Source organism: Rubrivivax sp. A210 (assembly GCF_904426505.1).
Taxonomy (GTDB): Bacteria; Pseudomonadota; Gammaproteobacteria; order Burkholderiales; family Burkholderiaceae_C; genus Rubrivivax.
This window is the reverse complement of record NZ_CAJGBN010000001.1, coordinates 537,437-561,787: the sequence shown is the minus strand read 5'-3', so window position 1 is coordinate 561,787 and position 24,351 is coordinate 537,437. Positions and strand designations below refer to the sequence as shown.

At 65.6% G+C, this 24,351-nt stretch carries 24 protein-coding genes; 9 read left to right on the top strand and 15 right to left on the bottom strand.

All coding sequences use genetic code 11. The annotated features are described in order from the left end of the window. Nucleotides 1–226: 226 nt before the first annotated feature. Together JMV16_RS02440 and JMV16_RS02435 are read left to right on the top strand one after the other, a co-directional pair. Nucleotides 227–634, top strand: a complete 408-nt coding sequence (locus JMV16_RS02440) for a hypothetical protein (RefSeq protein ID WP_201492546.1) — start codon at nucleotides 227–229, stop codon at nucleotides 632–634. Then, a complete protein-coding gene (locus JMV16_RS02435) occupies nucleotides 622–1,347 on the top strand; it encodes a helix-turn-helix transcriptional regulator (RefSeq protein ID WP_201492545.1) in 726 nt (241 codons plus the stop codon). The genes JMV16_RS02440 and JMV16_RS02435 overlap by 13 nt, the downstream gene beginning before the upstream one ends. A gap of 360 nt (nucleotides 1,348–1,707) precedes the next feature. On the opposite strand, the gene JMV16_RS02430 is transcribed toward JMV16_RS02435, so the two are convergent. Continuing rightward, complete coding sequence (locus tag JMV16_RS02430; RefSeq protein ID WP_236580316.1) at nucleotides 1,708–2,436, bottom strand: LuxR C-terminal-related transcriptional regulator; 729 nt, start codon at nucleotides 2,434–2,436, stop codon at nucleotides 1,708–1,710. A gap of 80 nt (nucleotides 2,437–2,516) precedes the next feature. Between JMV16_RS02430 and JMV16_RS02425 the strand changes: the two genes are divergently transcribed. From JMV16_RS02425 to JMV16_RS02415, 3 genes are all read left to right on the top strand, one after another. Then, nucleotides 2,517–2,984 carry a hypothetical protein gene (locus JMV16_RS02425; RefSeq protein ID WP_201492544.1) on the top strand — a complete coding sequence of 156 codons (468 nt, stop codon included), beginning with the start codon at nucleotides 2,517–2,519 and terminating at the stop codon, nucleotides 2,982–2,984. Nucleotides 2,985–3,074: 90 nt separating this feature from the next. After that, complete coding sequence (locus tag JMV16_RS02420; RefSeq protein ID WP_411565005.1) at nucleotides 3,075–3,521, top strand: thermonuclease family protein; 447 nt, start codon at nucleotides 3,075–3,077, stop codon at nucleotides 3,519–3,521. A gap of 192 nt (nucleotides 3,522–3,713) precedes the next feature. Continuing rightward, nucleotides 3,714–5,663 (top strand): hypothetical protein, encoded by a 1,950-nt coding sequence (locus JMV16_RS02415; protein ID WP_201492542.1) that lies wholly within the window; start codon nucleotides 3,714–3,716, stop codon nucleotides 5,661–5,663. A gap of 372 nt (nucleotides 5,664–6,035) precedes the next feature. Here the strand turns inward: JMV16_RS02415 and ccoG are convergent, their stop codons facing one another. From ccoG to JMV16_RS02395, 4 genes are all read right to left on the bottom strand, one after another. Then, complete coding sequence (gene ccoG, locus JMV16_RS02410; protein ID WP_201492541.1) at nucleotides 6,036–7,415, bottom strand: cytochrome c oxidase accessory protein CcoG; 1,380 nt, start codon at nucleotides 7,413–7,415, stop codon at nucleotides 6,036–6,038. 86 nt (nucleotides 7,416–7,501) lie between these two features. Then, nucleotides 7,502–7,834, bottom strand: a complete 333-nt coding sequence (gene fdxA / locus JMV16_RS02405) for a ferredoxin FdxA (RefSeq protein WP_201492540.1) — start codon at nucleotides 7,832–7,834, stop codon at nucleotides 7,502–7,504. Nucleotides 7,835–7,852: 18 nt separating this feature from the next. Next, nucleotides 7,853–8,158 (bottom strand): DUF2249 domain-containing protein, encoded by a 306-nt coding sequence (locus JMV16_RS02400; RefSeq protein ID WP_201492539.1) that lies wholly within the window; start codon nucleotides 8,156–8,158, stop codon nucleotides 7,853–7,855. A 103-nt stretch (nucleotides 8,159–8,261) separates the two neighbouring features. Continuing rightward, on the bottom strand, nucleotides 8,262–9,467 hold the full coding sequence (locus tag JMV16_RS02395; RefSeq protein WP_201492538.1) for an NnrS family protein: 1,206 nt from the start codon (nucleotides 9,465–9,467) through the stop codon (nucleotides 8,262–8,264). Between the two features lie 121 nt (nucleotides 9,468–9,588). On the opposite strand from JMV16_RS02395, the gene JMV16_RS02390 reads away from it, so the two are divergent. The 3 genes from JMV16_RS02390 (at nucleotide 9,589) to JMV16_RS02380 (ending at nucleotide 11,026) form a co-directional block, all read left to right on the top strand. Beyond that, the gene (locus JMV16_RS02390) at nucleotides 9,589–10,065 is read left to right on the top strand and encodes an RrF2 family transcriptional regulator (protein ID WP_201492537.1); all 477 of its coding nucleotides are present in this window, start codon (nucleotides 9,589–9,591) and stop codon (nucleotides 10,063–10,065) included. A 23-nt stretch (nucleotides 10,066–10,088) separates the two neighbouring features. After that, the gene (locus JMV16_RS02385) at nucleotides 10,089–10,640 is read left to right on the top strand and encodes a hemerythrin domain-containing protein (RefSeq protein WP_201492536.1); all 552 of its coding nucleotides are present in this window, start codon (nucleotides 10,089–10,091) and stop codon (nucleotides 10,638–10,640) included. A gap of 77 nt (nucleotides 10,641–10,717) precedes the next feature. Further along, a complete protein-coding gene (locus tag JMV16_RS02380; protein WP_201492535.1) occupies nucleotides 10,718–11,026 on the top strand; it encodes a TusE/DsrC/DsvC family sulfur relay protein in 309 nt (102 codons plus the stop codon). Between the two features lie 116 nt (nucleotides 11,027–11,142). Here JMV16_RS02380 and JMV16_RS02375 read toward each other — a convergent pair whose 3' ends face one another. From JMV16_RS02375 to JMV16_RS02365, 3 genes are read right to left on the bottom strand one after another with little or no spacing between them, the layout of a single operon-like run. Beyond that, nucleotides 11,143–11,814, bottom strand: coding sequence for a response regulator (locus tag JMV16_RS02375; protein ID WP_201492534.1), 672 nt, complete (start codon nucleotides 11,812–11,814; stop codon nucleotides 11,143–11,145). Then, a complete protein-coding gene (locus JMV16_RS02370) occupies nucleotides 11,811–13,757 on the bottom strand; it encodes a type IV pili methyl-accepting chemotaxis transducer N-terminal domain-containing protein (RefSeq protein ID WP_310737066.1) in 1,947 nt (648 codons plus the stop codon). Before JMV16_RS02370 ends, JMV16_RS02375 begins: the two co-directional genes overlap by 4 nt. Next, the gene (locus JMV16_RS02365) at nucleotides 13,747–14,166 is read right to left on the bottom strand and encodes a SirB2 family protein (protein WP_201492533.1); all 420 of its coding nucleotides are present in this window, start codon (nucleotides 14,164–14,166) and stop codon (nucleotides 13,747–13,749) included. The genes JMV16_RS02370 and JMV16_RS02365 overlap by 11 nt, the downstream gene beginning before the upstream one ends. Nucleotides 14,167–14,170: 4 nt before the next feature. On the opposite strand from JMV16_RS02365, the gene JMV16_RS02360 reads away from it, so the two are divergent. Further along, nucleotides 14,171–14,599 carry a ribonucleotide reductase subunit alpha gene (locus JMV16_RS02360; RefSeq protein ID WP_310737065.1) on the top strand — a complete coding sequence of 143 codons (429 nt, stop codon included), beginning with the start codon at nucleotides 14,171–14,173 and terminating at the stop codon, nucleotides 14,597–14,599. 16 nt (nucleotides 14,600–14,615) lie between these two features. Here JMV16_RS02360 and JMV16_RS02355 read toward each other — a convergent pair whose 3' ends face one another. Genes JMV16_RS02355 through JMV16_RS02325 form a run of 7 tightly spaced genes read right to left on the bottom strand, consistent with a single transcriptional unit; the run spans nucleotide 14,616 to nucleotide 24,330 of the window. Continuing rightward, nucleotides 14,616–15,302, bottom strand: coding sequence for a carbonic anhydrase (locus JMV16_RS02355; protein WP_201492532.1), 687 nt, complete (start codon nucleotides 15,300–15,302; stop codon nucleotides 14,616–14,618). A 22-nt stretch (nucleotides 15,303–15,324) separates the two neighbouring features. Further along, complete coding sequence (locus JMV16_RS02350; RefSeq protein WP_201492531.1) at nucleotides 15,325–16,104, bottom strand: peptidylprolyl isomerase; 780 nt, start codon at nucleotides 16,102–16,104, stop codon at nucleotides 15,325–15,327. A 33-nt stretch (nucleotides 16,105–16,137) separates the two neighbouring features. Then, nucleotides 16,138–16,863: a respiratory nitrate reductase subunit gamma gene (gene narI / locus JMV16_RS02345; protein WP_201492530.1), complete on the bottom strand. Its 726-nt coding sequence runs from the start codon at nucleotides 16,861–16,863 to the stop codon at nucleotides 16,138–16,140. Beyond that, a complete protein-coding gene (narJ, locus tag JMV16_RS02340) occupies nucleotides 16,860–17,573 on the bottom strand; it encodes a nitrate reductase molybdenum cofactor assembly chaperone (protein ID WP_201492529.1) in 714 nt (237 codons plus the stop codon). The genes narI and narJ overlap by 4 nt, the downstream gene beginning before the upstream one ends. Nucleotide 17,574: 1 nt before the next feature. Further along, the gene (gene narH / locus JMV16_RS02335; protein WP_201492528.1) at nucleotides 17,575–19,098 is read right to left on the bottom strand and encodes a nitrate reductase subunit beta; all 1,524 of its coding nucleotides are present in this window, start codon (nucleotides 19,096–19,098) and stop codon (nucleotides 17,575–17,577) included. After that, the gene (locus JMV16_RS02330) at nucleotides 19,095–22,901 is read right to left on the bottom strand and encodes a nitrate reductase subunit alpha (protein WP_201492527.1); all 3,807 of its coding nucleotides are present in this window, start codon (nucleotides 22,899–22,901) and stop codon (nucleotides 19,095–19,097) included. Before JMV16_RS02330 ends, narH begins: the two co-directional genes overlap by 4 nt. 37 nt (nucleotides 22,902–22,938) lie before the next feature. Continuing rightward, nucleotides 22,939–24,330, bottom strand: coding sequence for an MFS transporter (locus tag JMV16_RS02325; RefSeq protein ID WP_201492526.1), 1,392 nt, complete (start codon nucleotides 24,328–24,330; stop codon nucleotides 22,939–22,941). Nucleotides 24,331–24,351 lie beyond the last annotated feature (21 nt).

Sequence of the window (24,351 nt, the reverse complement as noted above, 5' to 3'; positions counted from 1 at the left end):
TCAACGGTGGAAGCTCCCAGGCGCCGGTCGGGCCCTCATGCGAGAGGGGCGAGCGACCGTTCAAGTATCCGTACCCACAGGGCGCCAGTGTTCCCGACACGGCCTGCAGCGACCAATGGCGAGGTCAATCCATTGACCGCCGCGCGACGCTTGTGCTAGCTCTGTCTGGGGTTGCGCCGCGCCCTTTTGCGCGGTCGGACGCCGTCCGATACCGGAATGCTGGCCCATGGGGCGCCTGATGGTCGGCATCACCGGCGCTATGCGCCCCTGCAGCGGCACCCGCCCGATTGCCGAGGTGGGCGACTGGCCCCTGGTGCAGCTGCACGCACGCATGCTCGGTCTGCTGTCGTTCGAGCCCTGCAGATCCTGCAGGCGGGACGCCCTCAGCGGGCAGTCGCTGTGGGTGGCCACGACCGAGTGGGAGTGTCGGGTGGGGCTGGCCTTCTCCTGGTCGGCGATCGCGCCCGGCGCGATCGCGCTGGCCGACATGACCGACATCGCGACCAATGCACTGCTGTCGGATGACAGCGGTGTCGTTTCGCCGAGCCTGCATCGCGCCTACTGCGCGCGCGTTCTTCATCAACTGCCCTGGCAGCTGGAAATTCTTCGGAGCCTTAAATCGTGGCAACCGTGATCGAGATCTGCGAGTCCATGCTCGAGGCCGAGACCATGGCGGACTACCATCGCACGCTGGAACAGGCCGCGCAGGCCATGGGGTGCGAGCGCTTCGGCGGCTTCCTGCTCCAGGACCGCACGGCGACCGCTCCGGGCCGCATCGAGCGCTTCCACAACGTGCCGGCACAGTTCGCCGCCGCCTCCTATGTCGAGGACGGCGCCATGCGTCGCGACCCCGTGATGCAGGCGGTCAAGCGCAGCACTTTGCCGCTTGCATGGGGCCAGGACGCCTACATCGACGCCGGCCGCGGCGAGCAGTGGGAGGAGCTGGCGAGCTGGGGCATGCTCAGCGGGATGATCCTGGCCCTGCATCTGCCGGGAGGGCGGCACTTCTGTCTGGGTGTCGAGAGTTCAAGATCATCCCGGCCGGGTGATGTCGCCCGCTCAGCCGACCTGGCCAACCTGAGCCTGGTGGTGGCCTATGCCCACGCCGCCGGCGAGCGGCTCATCTGGGCCCAGAACGGCACCGGCCAGGTCAACCCGCTGTCGCCCCGGGAGCGTGAGTGCCTGCTGTGGTGCGCGGCGGGCAAGACCGCCTGGGAAACCGGCGTGATCCTCTCGATCTCGGAGTCCACGGTGGGCAAGCACCTGGACGCCGCTATTCGCAAGCTGAACTGCTCGAACCGGACCCACGCTGTGGCCACAGCGCTCCAAGCCGGCTGGTTGGGATAGTTCGGCGTCCGGCCGGGCCGCTTCGAGAACCTACAAACCTTGGTAGGGCCGCTTGCGGAAGATCGGTGCTGAAATTCACTTTATCGAATTTCATCACCACTTCCTTTCAACCGGAGCGACCCATCATGTTCGACCTCATCCTCGAAATCCTCGGCTTTCCGCGCGGCGGCTGGGGCGCCTGAACCGCCTGAAGGATTATTCGGCCTGGTTCACTCGCCTTCGGAGTATCGGGGCGCCATCAATATCGCGCCCCAAGATTCTTCTTGATGGTCTGGACGTTTGTCCCTCCGACTCCCGACCATTTTCGGCGCTGGGTAGAAATACCCAGCGCCGTTCTTTTACGTCTGCTGGCCACAAGGCTCAGATAAGACCGAGATTCATTGCCTTGAGCACCGCTTGATGCTTGCTCGTCACGCCGAGCTTGCTCGTGGCATTCTTGAGGTGGAAGTTGACGGTGTTCTCGCTCATCCCGAGTATGGCGCCCACTTCCCAGGCCGTCTTGCCGTCGCGGGTCCACTGCAAGACTTGGCGCTCACGGGGCGTCAGCGTCGCGGCCTCACTCTCCCGTTCTGACGTCGGCAACAGAACCCGGATCGCGGTCTCTTGGGCAAAGACGGCAAGGAGCTGCAGGTCGGCCATCATCCGGGTCAACGCGACATCGGTGGATGGCAGGGGCGCCTCCCTGTCGACGCCGAGGCAGAAGTGACGTCCCGCCGGTAGGTGAAGGGCCATGGACACGCCCGTGCGATAGCCGTGCGGAGCCTGAGCCTCCCACAGGTCGCCGGCGCCATCGTCGACGTAGAGGCGCTGGTCGTAGATGAAGGGAACGCTGCTGGTCCGCATGCGCTTCATCACGGGATCGCGCCGCGCATCCTCCGGCCGCTGCGAGGCCTCCAGGAAGGATGCGGGAGTATTCCCGATCATCACGAATATCGGCCGCTCGCCGGGCCGATCAACGGCAATGGCTGCCGATACGATGCCGAACTCCATCTTTTGGGCGAAGCCGATCAGGCGCCGCTCAAAAGTGTCCCGGTCGGGCGAGGTTCCAACGTCCAGGTAATCCTGGTGCCGGATGGCTACGGGTTCCATACCACCAACTTTTGTAGCTTGCCGGTCGACCTCTTATCGATGAAGCTGTGTTCCCCCAAGCATCCCAAGGAAGAAAATCGATGGCTATTCATGCGTGGATGATCAAGTCGTTGCCGGTATGCGAATGTTATCTTCCCGGCGCTGATGTTTCCTTACCAAGGTTCCTGCATTGCGTCACGCACGTGCGGCCGGAGCGTGACGCGGAAGGACGTCGTGTCGGTGAAACTGTCTGGTTCAGCAGGATTTCCGGTCAGGACGCTGCTGCAGCATGGGAATGGACCGAGGCCAGGCCGGGCATCGTGGTGCTTTCAGATCCGAACTGCATGTCGACGAATGTACGCTTCGTCGGCGCCGAGGACGTTGAGCTGCCGCACGTCGAGCAGCTCGTGGTGCTGAACAGAATCGTGCATGGGCTGCCCTGGCAGGGCGAGGTCTGCCAGGCGATCACGGTTGCTGGCCGGGAGACGAAGCCGGGTCCGACGGCCCGTCCAGCTCGTGGCGCTGCCGATGTGGATCGACGGGCCACAGCCGGGGCTCTGCGCCGCTGAATGGCTCTTGCGCACGTTGAAGCGCCGACGCCGACAGGGCATGCTCGGCGCATGCCAGCGAGTCGAAGCCACGATAGCCGTCGCCTGCTGGTGTTGGTCACCTGGCTGGTGCAGGGGCTCGCATGCGCGACCGACATCGATGGCGTGGTGGTCGGCGTCGCCGACGGCGACACCTTGACGGTGTTGAGCGGGGGAGGGCAGTTCAAGGTGCGGATGGTCGAGATCGACGCGCCGGAGAAAGCCCAGCCCTACGGACAACGCGCTCGCACGTCGCTGGCCGACCTTTGCTTTCGGCGGCCGGTACACGTCGTCGACAAGGGGCAAGATCGCTACGGGCGTACGCTGGGGCGCGTCTGGTGCGCCGGCGTCGACGCCAATAAAGAGCAGGTGCGGCGGGGCATGGCCTGGGTCTATGAGCGCTATGTCACGGACCGAGGGCTGTACAAAGTCCAGGGGCAGGCGCAAGGAAGGCACCTCGGACTGTGGGCCGACCCAAGCCCGATTCCTCCGTGGGACTGGCGCAATGGTAGCCGGTAGGCCATTTGTGCCATCAGCTTGTTGCCGCCGGCGTGGCTTTGAGCCACAGGCCGAACTTCAGGTGAGCCGGGCTGCGAACGAAAAATCTCAGGCCGATCACTAGCTTGGTCCTCGCCACGATGGCTCACCACATCGCCGGCACGTGGCTCAAGATGGTGCCGGCACCAACAATCATGCCGTCAGGGAGAACAAATGAAGGTGAAGATATGGTCAACGTCGCGCCGCTGGGCGGTCGCCTTGCTGGCGGCGGTAATCAGCGGATGTGGCGGAGGCGGTGGCAGTGGCGGCGCTGGAGCCAATGGCGGCCAGGGTGTTGGCACGGCTACCGGGCTGGTTCCCGCAGCCGGTGTGCCCGGGGCCACCTTGTATGCACAGGCCGCGCCATTGCGGCCGCTGCGAGCGGGGTCGAAGTGGGTCTACCGCAGCCGCGACTACACACAGGGCACGCTCGCTGTTCAAAGGGAAACCACCGTGCGCCAGAGCGCAGGCAGTGGCTTGGAGGTGATCGAAACCGACTCATCCGACCTGTCAACCAGCATCCGATTGAGCGTGGATGCGGCCACAGGCGCCGTGATGTTGTCGACCAGCTTGGAACTGAGCAATGGCGGTACGCGCATCACAGTCGCGGGCGCGGAATTGCGTTCACCGGTGCGCCAGGGCGAGCAGTCGGTGCTGCTTGACCAACGTGTGCTCAACAGCGGTGCCGATGTGGATGGTGATCGTGTCAATGATGCGGCTGACGTGGCCATCTGGAGCGTGGTGGCCGGCAACGAGAACATCAGCTTGCCAGGCAGCGCTGTGCCTGTAGCTGCTCTGCGAGTGGATCAGTTCCTGAAAGTGCGCGTCATCCCGAGCGGCGGCGGTGCGCCGATTCTGGTCGAGTCACAGGGCGCCATCTGGTACCAGCCCAATGTGGGCGTGGTGCGCCAAGCCACGATGGGCACGGGCGGGCGGGCCTTGGATGACGAAGACCTGCTCACCGGCTATGACGGCGTGACCCAGGGTTACGGCTACCTGGTCCAGGACGCCTCGGGCCCAGGCCGCAGCGCTGGCGGCGGCTCGATCTCCCTGGCCGTGGCTACCCCCGACGCCGTGTTGGCCTACGACGGTCGGGCCCTGATTCGGCTGTCGCGCAGTGGCGCCTTGCTGTCACGCGACCCGTCGTTCGCGCCGTCGGGCGTGGTGCGTGCCATGTGGCGTCCGCCCGTTGGCGTGCGTGTGCTGAGTGGCAGTTTCCCGTTCTATCAACTGCACAGCGTCCTGGACACCGGCACGCCCGCAACGTCATTGCCGGTGCGGGTAGACCTGTCCGGGGGCCGCGCCGACACAATTTTCGAGTCCGAGGCCTTGATTTCCGGCGCCCCCGGGAGCGACCGCCTGTGGCTCTTCTGGCAGCGGTCGACCATCAGCAGCCTCCGTCCCGAAATGGTATTGCGCGCCATCGACGCGCAGGGCAGCCCGGCGACGCCGGAGACCCGGCTGGCCTCGTTTTCGTTGGCCCCAACCATGATGCGCCTGGCGGCCAGGCCGGGCGGCGGTGCAATGGTGTCCTGGCAGGAACTCGACACCAGCGCGCGCGTAACCACGCGTGTGGCCTGGGTCAACGCCGACGGCAGCGTGGCAGTCGACCGCACGCTGCCCTGGGGTGATTCGCAGTCGGGCCTGGTGGGCGTACCTGTCCCCTTGAGCGACAGCACGCGCCAATGGTTGTTCTGGAGTGGCGCTGACCCGGCCGGAGCAGCCAACATGCCGCATGCGGTGCAACTCGACGCCTTCGGCCAGCCCATTGGAGTAGGCACGGACACCTCGTCGCTCCGGGCTGCCTCGCTGGTCGCGCTGGGTTCCGACGGCGCGCCATTCGATCGGCAGTTGTGGGCCGTGTCCGGCGGTCGGGTGTTTGCACAAATGCAGGCTTTCGGACCCATAGACGCCGGCACCACCCTGTCCTCGAACTGGGTTCGCGTGGTCGAACTGAACATCGAGGCCGGCGGCTTCCCTGCCGGGACGCTGCTGGCATCCGAGTGGCGTATTCCCTTGCCGACGACCTTACAGGGGCCAGAGCCCTTGGTCTTCGACGACCGCTTGCTGCTGTTCACCGACGATGGCGACGCATCTCGACCGACGGTCGTCTGGCGCCGTTGAGGCACGGCAGGGCAGAGCATCGCCTCGTGACGTTTACCGACAACTCAGGGTCGCGGGCTGCCTCACGCGGCCTCGATCGTTCATCCGCAAAGCTGCCGTTCAACTTGGCCGGCAGCACAGCTGACACTCGGGTAAACCCGGATTCGACCCACTGCCGACTTTCGCCGATCTTGATTCCGGGCGGCGAAGCCGCCGGTCATGCAACCGTGTGGCCGCCTATCGAGCCACGCCCCTTGTGCAGACCGGTGGCTGCGCTGCGCGCTGCAGTCGCCAAGCTGTTCGACTACCTGGTGCAGCACGTGCAGATGGAGGTGTCGGGCTGTTCCCCATGCTCCAAGCGCGGCCGGCGACTTGACGGCCTGCGCGGGCCGCTCATCGTGGAACGAAGAATGTGGACTTCTCGCGCTGCACGGCAGCGGCGGCGCGCGTGCCGTCCAGCAGCTTGACTTCGAACTGCACCGGCGCCGATTTTCCGAGCAGGGCTTGGGCAGCGCTGTACGGCAGACGCAGGCTGACGACGACGGTGCTTATGCCTGCGGGTGGCGCCCTTACGACTTCTGCCCGCACCTCCAGGCCCGGGATGCCACGGGCGTCGATGCGGTAGGTCTGCGGCTGTTCGGTACGGTTCATGATCTGCAGGCGGTACACGTTCTCGATGGCGCCCTCCTCGACGACCCGGGCCAGCACGCCGCGGTCCTTGACCACGTCGACCTGGAACGGGCTGCGCATCACCACGCTGGCGGCAAAGGCCACGCTGGCCGCCGACAGCAGGCCGCCATAGATCAGCACGCGCGGACGCAGGGCACGCTTGAACATCTGCAGCTTCGACCAGCCGCCCGCCACCCCGTTCTCTGTGGCGTAGCGGATCAGGCCCTTCGGGTAGTGCATCTTGTCCATCACGTCGTTGCAGACATCGATGCAGGCGGCGCAGCCGATGCATTCGTTCTGCAGGCCATTGCGTATGTCGATGCCGGTGGGGCAGACCTGCACGCACAGCGTGCAGTCGATGCAGTCGCCCAGCCCTTGGGCCGATGCGCTGAGCTTGCGCGAGCGTGAGCCGCGCGGGTCGCCGCGTGCGCTGTCATAGGTGATGACCAGCGAGTCCTTGTCGATCAGTGCACTTTGGAAGCGGGCGTAGGGGCACATGTACTTGCACATTTGCTCGCGCAGGTAGCCCGCATTGCCATAGGTTGCAGCGCCGTAGAACAGAACCCAGAACGCGTTCCAGGGCGTCACGGTCAGCGTCAGCGCCGCCTGGCTCAACTCGCGGATGGGCGTGAAGTAGCCGACGAAGCTGAAGCCCGTGAACAGCCCGATGGCCACCCAGGCGAGTTGCGTCGCACCCTTGCGCGCCACCTTCTCGGCCGACCAGGGCGCCTGGTCCAGCCGCATGCGGGCAATGCGGTCGCCTTCGAACTGGCGTTCGACCCACATGAAGATCTCGGTGTAGACGGTCTGCGGGCAGGTGTAACCACACCACAGGCGCCCGGCCACCGCGGTGAAGAAGAACAGGGCCAGCGCCGAGAGTACGAGCAGGGCCGCGAGGAAGATCAGGTCCTGCGGGTAAAGCACCAGACCCAGGATATAGAAGCGCTGCGCCTCCAGGTCGAACAGCAGGGCCTGACGACCATCCCACGGCAGCCAGGGCATCCCGTAGAACAACAGCTGCGTGAACCAGACGAAGGTCCAGCGCCAGGTCGCGAACCAGCCCTTCACCGCCCGCGGGTAGATGTCGGGCTGCTTCTGGTACATCGAGACGAACTGCGTGCCGCCGTCCGGGTCGCCGACGGGGGTGATTGGCCGGATCGGAATGACGGGGGGCGAAGGTGCCTTTTGAGTCACAGCTCTTGTCGTTTCAGTTCACTGAGCTTCGATTCGATGCGGCTCCACTCTTCGGCGTCCGGCAGAGCCAGCTTGGTTCGGGTGATGGGCTTCCAATCACGAGCCAGCTCTGCATTCAAGGCTGTGAAGTGCTGTTGATCGCCCGGCACATCCTCTTCTGCGTAGATCGCGTTGACCGGACACTCCGGCACGCACACCGCACAGTCGATGCACTCGTCGGGGTCGATGACGAGAAAGTTCGGCCCTTCACGAAAGGCGTCGACCGGGCACACATCCACGCAGTCGGTGTATTTGCAGCGTATGCAGGCCTCGGTGACAACGAAGGTCATGGCTGTGCCGTATGCAAATCAGCCGCAGCAGGCGCCGCCGGAACAGCAGGAGCCGCCGGCCGCCGGCAGGGCCTTCATGCCAACCCGCGTGATCTGCACCCGCCAGACCGCGGGCCCCGATTCCAGCGCGGCCCACTCGAACTGGCCAGGGGCACGGTCGTCGAACTGAAAGCGCAGCGGCAGGGGGTCGTGGTCATTGACCAATTGCATAGCCTGCCCCGCGGGCAAGGCATCGAAGCGGCCGAAGACCATGGCATGCCGGTCGCGCGGTGCGATGGTGCGCAGGTCGATGGTCGTGGGGGTGACTGTGGCGAGGGTGGACATGGTGTCTATGCCTTTCGGTGTGGGTGGAGAGAGAACGCGAGCAAACTGGCGCGACGGGCGCGGGGACGTGGGCGGACGAGAGAAGGTGCAGCGAGGCCGGCACTCAGCCGTCCTTGCCGTCGAGGCGTGGCGCCAGCAACCAGGGTGCGAAGACGGCCAGGTAGAGCGCAAACGCCAGCCCCCAGGCTGCGGCTGCAACCACCAGCCAGATGACCAGTTGCCGCGGCGCCAGCAGTGGCAGCAGCACCCGCGTCACGGCAGCGCCGGCCACCAGCAGGTAGGCGGCCACTTCCAGCCGCGACACCTGCAACGGCCGGCCGGTGTGGCCGCGTGCGGTGCGGGTGATCATGCCGATGATGAGCCCGCCGGTGGTGCCCACCGCCAGCGCGTGGATGCCCGCCGATACCCCGACCGCGCCGAGCTGGGACATCGCCAGCAGCACCAGGCCGACCGGCAGCCAGGCATAGGCCGCGTGCAGCACCCAGAGGATGGGGCGTGCGCGCGTGCGCAGCGGCTGCCAGCGCCACAGCCTCTGGGCGTGCAGCAAGGCCGCGGCACCGAGCGCAACGGCGGTGAAGGCATTCGGCGGTGCCAGCACCCACAGCGCCAGGCTCAGGGCCGTGGCGGCGAGCGTGGCCAGTTCCAGCGCTGGCGATGCCTGCAGCTTGACACCGGGAAGCGCCGACATCGTGAAGGCCGGGACCACGCGCCCGGCGATCACGCATTCGATCATCACCACCAGCGCCAGGCCGGCATGCAGTGCGCGCACCGGGGCAATGTCGATGAGGCCCATCGCGGCGCCATGAAACGCCGCGTTGGCTGCGGTCAGCAGCAGCAGGATGCCGCCGAGCGGCAGGTTGCGCCGATTGCCGGCCCGCAGCAGCACGGTGATGAGGATGACCGCCACCAACGGCAACAGCAGCAGGTCCAGCGCCGCATAGACGGCATAGGGCGCAAACACCGCAGCCAGCCGGGCGGCCAGCCACAGACCGGCGAGCGCGGCCAGCACCGCGCCGCGCGGCGTGGCCAGGCCGGTCCATGCCTTGCCCGCGGTGAGCAGGAAGCCCACGATCACGGCGACGGCAAAGCCAAACAGCATCTCGTGGGCGTGCCAGAGCACGGGCGAAATCGTCAGGCTCAATGACACCTGGCCCAGCAGCAGCGCGATCCACAGCGGCACGGCCAGCATGCCGTAGGCGGCCGCACCCAGGTAGAACGGGCGAAAGCCGAGCCGCAGCAGCGGCCAGCCCTGGGGCGATGGCAGGGTGACTGGCGGCGTGGTCTGGAGCGGCGGAAGGGAGATCGTCATGGTCGGGACAGGGTTCCTGATCCATGGAACATCCAGGATCAGGTCAAACATACATCGCATATGCATCTTATAGACCCGAGAGATTTAAAGCAATACACTTCATGCATCTTTAGGGCAATGCATGCGGCTTTCCGAATACACCGACTACACGCTGCGCGTGCTGATGTACTGCGCGCGGCACCGGGACCGCCTGGTCACGATCGGCGAGTTGGCCGAACAGCATGGGCTGTCAAAGAATCACCTGATGAAGGTCGTCAATGAATTGGCCCGCAAGGGCTTGCTCGCGACCACCCGAGGGCGCGGTGGCGGCTTGCGACTGCTGGTCGAGCCCGAGACCATCCGCATCGGAGATGTGGTGCGCGCCACTGAAACCGACTTCCGACTGGTGGAGTGTTTCGACGAGTCCACCAACGCTTGCACCTTGTCGCCCAACTGCCGGCTGAAGCACCTCTTCGCCGAAGCGCTGGAAAGCTACTTCAGGGCGTTGGACGGCGCGACGCTGGCGGACATGACCCAAGGCCGGCCAGCGGCGACGGGCAAGTCGATCAGATCGCCGGCGAGCCGCAAGCTTGCCGCGGAACCGGCCCCTAGTGCCTGAAGGCTCACCGGAGCAACGTCGCCATGACCAACGCCCTCCCCGGCCACAACGCACCTGCCGTCGGCTTCGAAGTTCCCCTGGAAATGCTGGCAGCGTGCCATGGGCGAGTACAGCTTCAGTGCGAAACATTGCTGCGTCTGATTGCCCACCTGCAGAGCCACGGCTCGGACCGTCCCGCACAAGAGGCCGCGCGGGCCGTCATGCGCTACTTCGACACCGCTGCACATCACCACCACGAAGACGAGGAGCAGGATCTCTTTCCCGCCTTGCTGGAGACGATGGCCGGCTCCGATGCGGTGTGCCTGCGTGACCTCACAGCCTCGTTGTGCACAGATCACCGCGCGCTGGAGAGGCGCTGGGCCACGCTGCGCCAGAAGCTGGAAGCGGTCGCCGCCGGTACGGCTTCGGCGCTTACCGATGCCGACGTGTCGGGTTTCGTTCAGTTGTACCAGCTGCACATCGCACGCGAAGAAGACGAACTGCTGCCGATGGCGGCACGACTGCTGAGCGCCACGGAACTGGACCGCATCGGCCTGGCGATGCGGAAGCGACGTGATTCCGCTACTGCCGTTTGAGGCCAAGCGCCGAACGCGCCCCCAAACAATCGAAGCGCTGATCACCGTATCGAGCGCACCCCCTACAGGAGACGTCCATGCCTGAGCAAGATGAAGAAGGCTATCTCGTGGATCCCGCAGACTGGACCGAAGGCTGGGCAGAACAAGCTGCAGTCAACCAGGGCATTTCGCTCGCCGACGATCACTGGTTCGTGATCCGCTTCATGCGTGCGCAACAACAAGAGCACCAGGTCACGCCAGACGCTCGATGGGTCATGCGACATCTCGAGCAGCGGCGCCCCGGCCAGGGGCGCAAACGTCTTTTCGAGTTGTTTCCCTATGGCTATGTCGCGCAGGCGTGTCGAATTGCGGGCATGAAGCGCCCTCGGGCTTGGAGCACGGGCTGAGCGACATCACGATGCCAATGGCTGTGGCAGCCACGGGCGCAGCGTCGAGATCCCGACGCCGGGCAAGGGACGAGGAGTCGGCAGGGGGAGCCCGTCTTCGCCGCCGGTGATTGCGGCTATGCCGAACGCCCGGCGAGATAAACCGCCGCTTGCACGCGCGAGCTGAGGTTCAGCTTGCGCAGGATGTGCTGCACGTGGATCTTCACCGTCGCTTCGGCAATGTTCAGGCCGCGCGCCACTTCCTTGTTGCTGGCACCCTTGGCGATCAGGGCCAGGATCTCCCGTTCACGCGGCGACAGACTATGGATGGGATCGGTGCTGACAGGAGGGGGCGGTAGCAATGCCGCACCCTGTCCGGACTGGAACGCATTGACCAGCTTGCTGGTCATCTCGGGGCTGACGACCGATTCGCCAGCCATCGTGCGCTGGATGGCCGAGGCCAGCATCTCGCTGTCCATGGTCTTGAGCAAGTAGCCTCGCGCGCCGCCGCGCAATGCCGCCGACAGGTCTTGCTCGTCCTCGCTGACCGTCAGCATCAGGACGCGAGCCTGGGGTGCCAAAGCCTTGAACCCGGCCAGCGCATCGACGCCATTGACGCCGGGCATGTGGTTGTCCAGCAGGATGACATCAGGCTGCGTTGCCGCGGCCAGCTGGTGCGCCTCATTGGCGTCGCCGGCCTCGGCAACCACCTGGAAGCGAGGGTCGCCGGCCAGTAGCGAAATCAGCCCGCGACGGAACAGCGTGTGGTCGTCGACCACGAGCACACGGATGGGCTGTAAGGCGGTCATGCGGCCACTCCCAAGCGTTCAGGCAACTTCAGCACCACGCAAGTGCCCGAACCCGGCACAGAGGCCACCTCCACCGTGGCGCCGATGTTCTGCGCCCGCTCGCGCATGATGCGCAGCCCCACGTGGGTTTCATCCGGGCCGGCGCAATCGGTGTCAAAGCCGCAGCCGTCATCGCGCACCTCAACGCGCCATTGCGGCGTCTGCTGCACCTCCACCCACACCGCACGCGCCCTCGCATGCTTGCGCACGTTGGACAAGGCTTCCTGCACCACGTGCAGCACCTGCACCTGCACGTCGGCCGGGAGCGGCATGCCCTCGCCTTCGATGTCGAGGTGGGTCGCCAGGCCCGTCTGGTGCTCGAACTTCTGCAAGGTGGTCTTCAAGGCGGGCGCGATGTCCTCGCGGTTGGTGCGGGTGCGGAAGTGCACCAGCAGCTCACGCACGTCGCTCAGGCTCTCGTGCACGCCAGCGTCCAGTTCGCCAAGGGTCTTGTCGATGCGTGCAGCCTCTCCGCTCTTGATGTCGCTGCGTAGCAGAACCAGCTGGATCTTCAGGAAGGCAAGGCTTTGGGCGATGGAGTCGTGCAGCTCTCGCGCGATGAAGCTGCGCTCTTCGGCCACTGCAGTCTCGCGCTGCAAGGCGGCCGCGCGCAAGCCTTCGATGGCGCCCGCCAGGTGACTGGCGATCGTCTCCAGCAAGGCGCGGTCGTCGTCGGTCAACTGCTTCGCTTCGCGGTAAAAAAGGTTGATCTCACCCACCATGCGTTCGTGCAGCCGGACGGGCACGCTGACCATTGTTTCAAAGCCTTCTCGGGCACAGTGGCCAAGTCGCGAGGCCGGGCGTTCAGGCTGGATCGGGATCACCCGCGTCATCGCGCCGCCCTGGGGCTGGCCGCACAGGCATTCGCCCGTGGGAATGCACTGTTCTTCGTCGATCATCACTTGCGGCAGGCAGTCCGAAGCCAACAGCAGGTACCTGCGGTTGGCCTCGTCGGACCAGCGCACGGCCGAGGCGTCGGCGCGCGCCACTTGACGCACCTGCTTGGCAATACCCTGGGCCAGGGCATCGAGCGTGTCGGCGCGCGCAACCAAGGCGGCAGACTCGTACAAGGCTGCAAGGCGAGCTCGCTGGGCCTCCAGGCGCTCGGTCTTTTCCTGCACCTTGGACTCGAGGTTCTGGTACAGGCCCTGCAGTGTCTCGGCCATGCGGTTGAAGCCCGCCGCCAGCGCACCGAATTCATCGTTGGCGCCTGGGTCCACCCGCGCGGCCAGATCCCCGGCTTCCACCCGAGCCAGCCCGGCCTGCAGCCGGGACAGCGGGTTGAAGATGAACAGGTAGGCCGAGTACAGCAACGCGATCGCACTGCCGATGGTCAGGGCCACCATCATGAACTGGACGGCGTTCAAGACAGCCGTCAGCCGGGACAGGTGGTGCTCGATGGCCGAGACGAAGGTGTCGATGCGAGCCACAAAAGCATCGGCCTGCTGCGCCGACAGGTCTGCAGCCGGCCCGGGCAAACTGGACCAGCCCGTCTTCAGTACCTCCCAATCGCGCTGCACCGCGGCGAAGGCCTGCTGAGATTCGTCGTCGTGCGGAACGAACAACGGGCGAGCGGGATCACCCGAACGCAGCACGCTGACGCTTTGGTCGAACTGCGACACCAGCCCTGCAATCTGCTGAGCATCAGCGCGGGCCAGGGTTTGCGCCAGGCGCCAGGTCTGCATGCGCATGCGACCGGCTTCGTTGACCGCAGCGGCACCGCCTTCCAACTGCCAGGTCACCCACAGCGTCAGGCCGATCGAGGCGAACGCCATCAGCAGCAGGGCACCCCCTATGGCACCCAGCTTTGCGGAAAGGCTCCATGAACGGGGCATCCGTGCACTGTACTGGAGGCCGGAAGCAGGCAGTACCTGATCGAGCTTTTGATTGACCTCAGCCACCATGGGACGCCCACCGATGCAAGAACCCCAGCGGGTGTTGCGCAAGCGCCACCGAGGCCATGATCATGTAGACCATCAGGGCCCCGGCGTAGCTGGCGCGGCGCGTTGCTGGAGTCCGCGCGCGTTTGAGCGCCATCAAGCCGAGCACGATGTACAGCACCAACAGCAGCAACTTGGCCCCCAGCCAGGCGCTGCTGATCGGGTTGAGCGACAGCACGGCCCAGAGCGTGAGGCCAGCCGTCAGCAACAGGGTGTCGATGCCGTAGCTGAGCATCCTCCAGGGTCTGCCCATCGCCCAGCCCCGCCCCGTCAGCACCAGCGCGCCGCGCAGGGCGAACAGGCCACCGCTGGCCAGCACCAGGCCAATGTGCGCCAACTTGAGATGCCAATACCAGCCAGCGACATCATGCATGGCGATGGAAGCGACTAAGCTCGCGGGCATGGAAATCAGTCACTTCAACGACCTGCTGGCAGCAGCTCGGCAGCAACCCGACGCGCAGCTTCTCTTGCTGGTGTTTGCTGCGGCGAGCCTTCCCCCAGACGCCACGGCCGAACAGCGGGCACGCTTTGAAGCCGGCGAATCCGGCGAGCTGACACCGCTGATGTGCGTCGACAAGGACCCTGCCGACTTGAAGGACTTCGGCGCGTTGCAGGCTGAAGCCGTTTCCATGGGTCAGGACTGGGCCTTGGTCTTTGCCGCAGCCTTGTCCGGCCAGGGAAGGCAGCCCCCCACGTCGGCCCAGGTGGAAGCCGCGCTCACGCGCATGGTGGAGGCGGTGAAGTCCGGCAAGCTGAGCGGCATGATTCCGTTCGACCGCCAGGGCGAGGCCGTTCAACTGGGCTGAACGAACGCTCGCCCCTTCACGAGCGAGTGGACTCTTCATCCCGCTGCACTTCGGGGTGGTGGGCCATATACGGCCCGGTGCCCGCATTGTCGGCCTGCGCCGCGGGCACGAAGCCGCCGCGCTGAACATCGAAGACATGGACCTCGCCGTCCTCGATCACGTAGTGCCACCCGTGCAAGGCCAGGGTTCCGGCTTCGACACGCTCTCGCACCATCGGGTAGTCCATCAGCCGCTCCAGTTGCAGCACCACGGCGCGCTGCTCGGTACGTCGCAGCACGTCGGGCCCGGGTTCGGCCACGGGCAAAACGGCTTCGCGCCCCAGCTCCAGCCACTGGGACAAGTGCTTGGCAGCCGGTGAGACATCACCATACAAGGCCCGGATCGCCCCGCAGTGGCTGTGGCCGCACACCACGATGCGCTTGACCGACAGGTTGAGCACTGCGAACTCGATGGCCGCTGCCGTGCCATGGAAGCCCTGGCTCTGGTCGTACGGCGGCACGAAGGCGCCCACGTTGCGCACCAGAAACAGTTCGCCCGGGCCCGCACCGGTGAGCAGGTAGGGCACCAGGCGCGAATCGCTGCAGCCGATGAACAGTGTCATCGGGTGCTGCCCATCGTCCACCAGCAACCTGAAGTGCGAGCGGTGCTGCGGGAAATCGTCGGTCTGGAAGCGCTGAAGGCGCTGCAGCAATTCGTCGGCCATGGGTCGACTCGTCGGAGCGGGGCTACTGGACCAGGGGAGACTCCGCCGCCTCCAGGTCAACACCGGTCAACACGGCTTCCCCAGCCAGCAGTTGCAGGTACTGTCGCAGCGCGGTGGTGAAGGCTTGTTGCCGCAACCCCTGCGCCACGGCCGATTTCACGGCCGCGAACGCGGGGTCCAGGCCGGGCTGCCGGGCCAGCACCTCCACCACGTGCAGCCCGAAGCGGCTGTGCACCAGGCGCGGCAGCACACCGACCTCGGGCTTGCCGAAGATCTCGCGTGCGAACTCCGGCGCGCAGTCGTCAGTCGTCAACCAGCCCAATGCGCCGCCATCGGCGCCGCTGGGGCAATTGGATGTGGAAGCGGCCGCCGTGGAGAAGCGATCACCCCCACCCGGCGAAGCGCAGCGAACATCCAGCAGGCAGGCTTCGGCACGTTGCCGCAATGCGTTGACATCCACTCCGGGCGTGACCGCAAAGAGTATGTGGCGAAGCTGCGCACGCTCACCAACGGCGTAGCGACCGCGTTGGGCTGCATGGTGGCGACGAAGGGCGTCCTCAGAGGGCTCGGGCAGGTGCAGCTCGCGATCTAGCAAGGACTCGATGGCCGTGCTTGCGGCTTCGGTCATGGCTCCACCCAAGGGCAGCGGATCGTCTGCAGCCAGCAGACCCGCCTGGATGGCCGCCTGGCGCAGAAGTTCGGCACAGGCGCGCTGCCGAAGGGCCTCGGCCGTCAGCCCTTCATCGGGATAGGCCAGCACAACGTCATTGACCTGGGGAAGAACGGAAGTGGAAGTGTTCATGGTGTGAAGCTTCAGCAAGCGGTGGCAGCGGGTTCAGCCGACGCGGCGTGGCTGGCTCTGCCCGGCCGGCACATTGAGCCTGCGGGCCCGCACCATCTGGTAGGGGCGCACCAGATAGGACAGGGTGCCGAAGCCGCTCCACACGTGCACCAGGCGGCTGAAGGGGAACAGCAGGAAGATCGTCATGCCCAGCAGCATGTGCGCCTGGAAGTGCCACTCGATGCCCGACACCAAGGCAGCGTTGGGTTGCATCAGCACGATGCCTTGCAGGTACTCGGCCAGCCGCAGCATGGTCTGCGGGTCGGACACGTGATGCAGCGAAGCGGGCAGCGTCGACAGGCCAATGACCAGCTGCACCCACAAGATGACGAGGATGGCGATGTCGGTCCTGTGGCTGGTCAGGCGGATACGCGGGTCGAACAGGCGGCGGTGCAGCAGGAGGGTGAGCCCGATGAAGCACAGGCCACCTGCCACGCCACCCGCCACCACGGCCAGCAACTGCTTCTGTGGTGCCGTCATGAAGATCTCGTACAGCCAGTGGGGGGTCAGCTGCCCGAACAGGTGGCCGAAGAACAGGAACAGGATGCCGCCATGGAACAGGTTGCTGCCCCAGCGCAGCTGCCCGTTGCGCAGCAGCTGCGAGCTGTCGCTCTTCCAGGTGTATTGGTCGCGGTCGAAGCGGGCCAGGCTGCCCATGAAGAACACCGCCAGGCAGATGTACGGATAGACGTTGAAGATGAAGTTGTAAAGGGTGTTCATGCGGACGCTCCCGGCGTGGCTTGGGTGGCGGTGCGCACGGGGGGGCGCACGATCTGAATTGGTTGTGGATGCCCGGCCCGCGCCTGGCCCTGGGTGGAACAACCATCGAAGGCCATGGGTTCGGCCCAGCTCTCGTCAAGCTCGGGTTCTGGCGGCACCGGCACGGACTGCGCCTTCTCGCCTGCAAGATCCAGAAGAGCAGCCAGGACGCAGGCATGTGCGGCTTCGCGTCGCAGCAGCGCGCTGAAAATCACCTGCAGGATGTGCGCGATCTCGCCCAGAAAGGCCTTGGCCTGTGCCGGTGGCTGGGTGGAGGCGTACTGCAACACCACTGTCAGGTGGTCGGGTAGTTCACCCGGCGCAAGAAAGAGACCGGCAGCCTCGTAGGTCTGGCACAGGTCCACCATGGCTGGACCCCGGTCGCGGCTGTCGCCGTGCACGTGCTCGAACAGGTGCAGCGCGCTTCCGCGGCCACGGTCGAAGAGTTCGACGTGGTCGGCCTCGACGTCCAGCGAACGCCGCCGAGCCAGGCGGGTAATCAGGCCGTCCAGTTCGGCGAGCCGGGCACTGCTGAGCGCCCCTTCTTCACGCAATGCCGCCTGCAGTTCGGGCAAGTGGGCGCGCAACTCGGCGTCGGGGTAGCTCAGCAGGTGGGCCAACACGCGCAAGGTCTTGGTCATGGAGACCGGGGAGGCGTTGAAGAAGCTCATCTCAAACTCCTGCCTTGATGGGAATGGTGCGCTTCTTCTCGCTGCCGAACAGGCTGGTCTCGGTGACCCCCTCGCTGCAACCGTTGCCGAAGCTGAAGCCGCAGCCGCCGCGCACGTTGAAGACGTTCTCGGCGTATTCGCGGTGCGTGGTGGGGATGACGAAACGGTCTTCGTAGTTGGCAATGGCCATCACGCGGTACATCTCCTCGACCTCGTTCACGCTCAGCTTGACCTGATCGATGGCAGCGGTGTTGGCCGCGCCGTCCACGTGCTTGGCGCGCTGGTAGGCGCGCATGGCCAGCATGCGTTCCAGTGCACGAACCACCGGCACGGTGTCGCCGGCCGTCAGCAGGTTGGCCAGGTACTTGACGGGAATGCGCAGCTGGTTGACGTCGGGGATCTCGCCATTGGTGCCCACGTGGCCCGCGTTGGCCGCGGCCGTGATGGGCGACAGCGGCGGCACGTACCAGACCATCGGCAGCGTGCGGTACTCGGGATGCAGCGGCAGCGCCACCTTCCACTCCACCGCCATCTTGTAGACCGGGCTGTTGCGCGCCGCGTCCATCCAGTTGTCGGGGATGCCGTCGAGCCTGGCCTGGGCGATGACCTTGGGGTCGCTCGGGTCCAGGAAGATGTCGAGCTGGGCCTGGTACAAGTCCTTGTCGTGCTCGACGCTGGCCGCCTGCTGGATGCGGTCGGCGTCATACAGCAGCACCCCCAGGTAGCGGATGCGGCCCACGCAGGTCTCGCTGCACACCGTGGGCTGGCCGGCTTCGATGCGCGGGTAGCAGAAGATGCACTTCTCGGCCTTGCCGCTCTTCCAGTTGTAGTAGATCTTCTTGTAGGGGCAGCCGCTCACGCACATGCGCCAGCCGCGGCACTTGTCCTGATCGATCAGGACGATGCCGTCTTCCTCGCGCTTGTAGATGCTGCCGCTGGGGCACGATGCCACGCACGCCGGGTTCAAGCAGTGCTCGCACAGCCGGGGCAGGTACATCATGAAGGTGTTCTCGAACTGGCCGTAGATGTCCTTCTGGATGTCGTCGAAGTTCTTGTCCTTCGAACGCTTCGAGAACTCACCACCCAGGATCTCTTCCCAGTTCGGGCCCCACTCGATCTTCTCCATGCGCTTGCCGGTGATCAGGCTGCGCGGCCTTGCCGTGGGCGCGTGCTGCATCTCCGGCGCCGACTGCAGGTGGTCGTAGTCGAAGGTGAAGGGCTCGTAGTAGTCGTCGATCTGCGGCAGGTTGGGGTTGGCGAAGATCTTCATCAGGAGCTGCCACTTGCCGCCCTGGCGCGGCACGATGGAGCCATCGGCCTTGCGGATCCAGCCACCGTTCCACTTGTCCTGGTTTTCCCACTCCTTGGGGTAACCGATGCCGGGCTTGGTCTCGACGTTGTTGAACCAGGCGTACTCGACGCCGGGGCGGCTGGTCCAGACGTTCTTGCAGGTCACACTGCAGGTGTGGCAGCCGATGCACTTGTCCAGGTTCAGGACCATGCCGATCTGTGCGCGGACCTTCATGCGCCTTCTCCTTGAGCTTGCACGATCTCAGCGCGTTCATCGCCGCGCGGGGTGTCCAGCCAATCGACCTTGGCCATCTTGCGCACCACCACGAACTCGTCGCGGTTGGTGCCTATGGTTCCGTAGTAGTTGAAGCCGTAGCTGAACTGCGCGTAGCCACCGATCATGTGGGTGGGCTTGAGCACGATGCGCGTCACGCTGTTGTGGATGCCGCCGCGCACGCCGGTGATCTGCGACCCGGGCGTGTTGATGATCTTTTCCTGCGCGTGGTACATCAGCAGCATGCCGGGGTTGACGCGCTGGCTCACCACCGCCCGCGCCGCGATCGCGCCATTGATGTTGAAGACCTCGACCCAGTCGTTGTCCTCCACGCCGGCGACCTTGGCGTCGTCCTCGCTCAGCCACACCACCGGGCCACCGCGGTTCAGCGTCAGCATCATCAGGTTGTCGCTGTAGGTGCTGTGGATGCCCCACTTCTGGTGCGGGGTGATGAAGTTGAGCAGGATCTCCTTGTTGCCGTTCGGCTTGATGTTGTGGATGCCGGCCGTGGTCTTCAGGTCCACCGGTGGGCGGTAGCTGCTCAAGGCCTCACCGAAGGCAATCACCCAGGGGTGGTCCAGGTAGAACTGCTGGCGGCCGGTCAACGTGCGCCATGGGATGTACTCATGCACGTTGGTGTAGCCGGCGTTGTAGCTGACGGTCTCGCTCTCGATGCCGCTCCAGGTGGGGCTGCTGATGATCTTGCGCGGCTGCGCCTGCACGTCGCGGTAGCGGATCTTCTCGTCCTCGCGGTACAGCGCCAGGTGGGTGTGGTCGCGACCGGTCTGCTTGCCGAGGGCCTTCCAGGCCTTCACCGCCACATGGCCGTTGGTCTCGGGCGCCAACTGCAGGATCACCTCGCAGGCGTCGATGTCGGTGACGATCTTGGGCATGCCCTTGCTGACCCCTTCAGCAAGCGTCAGGCCGTTGAGCTGGCCCAGTTGCTCGACTTCGGTGCCCGTCTTCCAGCCGATACCCTTGCCGCCGTTGCCCAGCTTGTCCATCAAGGGGCCGAGTGCCGTGAAGCGCTTGAACACGTTGGGGTAGTCGCGCTCCACCACCATGATCTGCGGCGCGGTCTTGCCCGGGATCAGCTCGCACTGGCCCTTCTTCCATTCCTTCACGTCGAAGGGCTGGGCCAGTTCGCCCGCGGTGTCGTGCATGATGGGCATGAGCACCACTTCCTTCTCGACGCTCAGGTGGCCGACGCAGACCTCGCTGAAGGTCTTGGCGAAGCCCTTGTAGATCTCCCAGTCGCTGCGGCTCTGCCACACCGGGTCGACCGCCGCGCTCAGCGGGTGGATGAAGGGGTGCATGTCGCTGGTGTTGAGATCGTTCTTCTCGTACCAGCTGGCGGTGGGCAGCACGATGTCGCTGTACAGGCAGGTGGTGCTCATGCGGAAGTCCAGCGTCACCACCAGGTCGAGCTTGCCCACCGGGCCTTCCGCGTGCCACTTCACCTCTTTCGGCTTCGCATCGTCCTGGCCCAGGTCCTTGCCCTGGATGCCGTTCTCGGTGCCCAGCAGGTGCTTGCAGAAGTATTCGTGGCCCTTGCCCGATGAGCCCAGCAGGTTGCTGCGCCAGACGAACAGCACGCGCGGCCAGTTCTGCGGGGCATCCGGGTCTTCGCAGCTCATCTGGATGGTGCCGTCCTTCAGCGCCTTGACGACATAGTCCTTCGGGTCCATGCCGGCCGCATTGGCGTCCTTCACCACCTGCATCGGGTTGGTCTTGAGCTGCGGCGCGCTGGGCAACCAGCCCATGCGCTCGGCGCGCACGTTGTAGTCGATCATGCTGCCGGCATACAGCGCCTTGTCGGCCAGCGGCGAGACGATCTCTTCCATGCCCAGCTTCTCGTAGCGCCACTGGTCGCTGTGGGCGTAGAAGAAGCTCGTGCTGTTCATCTGCCGCGGCGGGCGTATCCAGTCCAGCGCGAAGGCCAGCGCCGTCCAGCCGGTCTGCGGGCGCAGCTTCTCCTGGCCCACGTAATGCGCCCAGCCGCCGCCGCTCTGGCCGATGCAGCCGCACATCATCAGCAGGTTGATCACGCCGCGGTAGTTCATGTCGGCGTGGTACCAGTGGTTCATGGCCGCGCCGATGATCACCATCGACTTGCCGTGTGTCTTGTGCGCGTTCTCGGCGAACTGCCGCGCCACGGTGATGATCTGGTCGCGCGGTGTGCCGGTGATGCTTTCAGCCCAGGCCGGGGTGTAGGCCGCGTCGTCGTCATAGTCCTTGGCCCCCGAACCCAGGCCGCGGTCGATGCCGTACTGCGCCACCTGCAGGTCGAACACGGTGGCCACCAGCGCTTCACGGTGCTCACCTTCCTTGCCCAGGCGCAGGCGCACGGCCGGCACCTTGACGAAGTTGACGTCGCCGTTCTGCGTGTTCGACTTGAAGTGCGGCGTGCTCACGCCGCCGAAGTACGGCAGGCCGACGGCCACCACTTCGTGCGCCTGCGCGCCATCTTCGATGACCGACAGCTTCAGCTTCACCTCGGTGCCGTGGCGCGCTTCCTTGTTCTCGAGATTCCACTTGCCCTGGTCGACACCCCCTTCGGGTGTCCAGCGGAAGCCGATGCTGCCATTGGGCAGCACGGCGCGGCCGGCAGTGTCGAAGGCCACCGTCTTCCACTCGGGGTTGTTGCTCTGACCGAGCTTGCCGTTGAAATCCGATGCGCGCAGGTAGCGGTCGGGCACCAGCGTCTTGCTGCCGTCTGGCAGGGTGTGCTCCTTCAGCATCACCAGCAGCGGCAGGTCGGTGTAGCGGCGCGCGTAGTCGTCGAAGTACGGGCTGCGCTGCTTGAAGTAGAACTCGTTGAGTGCCACGTGGCCCATGGCCATCGCCAGAGCCGCATCGGTGCCTTGCTTGGGGTGCAGCCAAATGTCGGCCAGCTTGGCCACCTCGCTGTAGTCGGGCGTGATGGCCACCGTCTTCGCACCCTTGTAGCGCACCTCGGTGAAGAAGTGCGCGTCCGGCGTACGGGTCTGCGGCACATTGCTGCCCCAGGCCATGATGTAGGTGCTGTTGTACCAGTCGGCCGATTCGGGCACGTCGGTCTGCTCACCCCACACCTGCGGGCTGGCCGGCGGCAGGTCGCAGTACCAGTCGTAGAAGCTCATGCAGACACCGCCGATCAGGCTGAGGTAGCGGCTGCCGGCGGCGTAGCTGACCATGCTCATGGCCGGGATGGGGCTGAAGCCGATGACACGGTCGGGGCCGTGCTTCTTGATCGTGTAGACGTTGCTGGCCGCGATGATCTGGTTGACCTCGTCCCAGCTGCTGCGCACGAAGCCGCCCATGCCGCGCACCTTCTGGTAGTCGCGGCGGGCGGCGTCGTCCTCGACGATCGTGGCCCAGGCATCGACGGGTGTCTTGGCAGTCCTCATCGCCGCGCGCCAGCGCTCCAGCAGGCGGCCGCGCACCATCGGGTACTTCACGCGGTTGGCGCTGTACAGGTACCAGCTGTAGCTGGCGCCACGCGCACAGCCGCGGGGCTCGTGGTTGGGCATGTCCCAGCGCGTGCGCGGGTAGTCGGTCTGCTGCGTCTCCCAGGTGACGATGCCGCCCTTGACGTAGATCTTCCAGCTGCAGCTGCCGGTGCAGTTGACACCGTGCGTGCTGCGCACGATCTTGTCGTGCGCCCAGCGGTTGCGGTAGGCGTCTTCCCAGGTGCGGTCTTCGCCGGTGGTCAGCCCATGGTCGCCAGCAAAGGTCTCCTTGGGCAATGAGAAATGGGTGAGTCGGTCCAGAAAGTGGCTCATGTTGTCGTCCTTGGAAGATGTCGTCCGCGCAGGGGGCTCAGCAGGGATAGGGTGCGTTGCGGCGGCTGTAGGCCCACCAGGTCAACGCGATGCAGGAGAGGTAGAACACGATGAACATCGCCAGCGCAGCGGCTGCGCTGCCCGTCATCGCGAGCGATGAACCCACGCTCTTGGGGATGAAGAAGCCGCCGTAGGCGCCGATGGCACTGGCAAAGCCGAGCGCCGCGGCAGCTTCGACGGCGCCTTCCTTGGCGGCCAGCGCCTGGGCCGATGGCAGGCCCTCGGCGCGCCGCACCCGCTCGGCCACGAAGAGGCTGGAGATCATGCGGAACGTGCTTCCATTGCCCAGGCCCGAAGCGGCAAACAACACACCGAAGGCGGCCAGGAAGCCCAAGAAGTGACCACTCTGCCCCTGCGGACCAGCGCTGTCGGTCGCGGGCAGGCACAGCAGCGCAGCGGCTGCGCCGAGTGCCATCGCCACGAAGACCCAGAACGTGACGCGCGCGCCTCCCCAGTGGTCGGCCATCCAGCCGCCCAACGGGCGCAGCACGGCACCGATCAGCGGGCCCAGCCACACCAGGTGCAGTGCATCGGCGCGTTGGAACTGACTTTGCGCCAGCATCGGCAGGCTCGCAGCGAAGCCGATGAAGCTGCCAAACGTGCCCAGGTACAGCCAGCACATCAGCCAGTTGTGCTTGCGCGTGAAGATCACCGCCTGTTCGGCCATGCCTGCATGGGTGTCGGCCAAGTCGTCCATGCCGAACCAGGCCGCTGCCGTGCTGGCCAGGATCAGCGGCACCCAGATGAAGCCCGCGTTCTGCAGCCACATCGGCCCCTGCGCCGTCAGCTGCGCGGGCCCGTTGAACAGGCCGAAGACCCCGGCGCTGATGGCCAGTGGCACCAGCATCTGAACCAATGCCACTCCCAGGTGGCCCAGCCCGGCGTTCAGACCCAGCGCATAGCCCTGACGAGCACTCGGGAAGAAGAAGCTGATGTTGGCCATCGAGCCGGCAAAGTTGCCCCCGCCCAGTCCGCACAGCAGGGCCAGCACCACCATCCATTCGAACGGCGTGTTCGGGTCCTGCACCGCCAGGCCGATGCCCACCGCGGGCAGCAGCAGGCTGGCCGTGGCCAGCGTGGTGAAGCGGCGGCCACCGATCATCGGCACCGCGAACGCGTAGAAAATGCGCAGGGTGGCGCCGCACAAGGCTGGAAGCGCCGTCAGCCAGAACAGCTGGTTGGTGCTGTAGCGGAAGCCCGCCGCGGGCAGGTGCACCACCACCACCGACCACAGCATCCACACGGCGAAGGCCAGGGCCAGCGCAGGGATCGACACCCACAGGTTGCGCCTGGCCACCGCGCGACCGGAACGGTCCCAGAAGCCGCGGTCCTCTGGGTTCCAGTGCTGGATGATCGTCATGCTGGTCATGGCGTGGGCAATACCGATGCT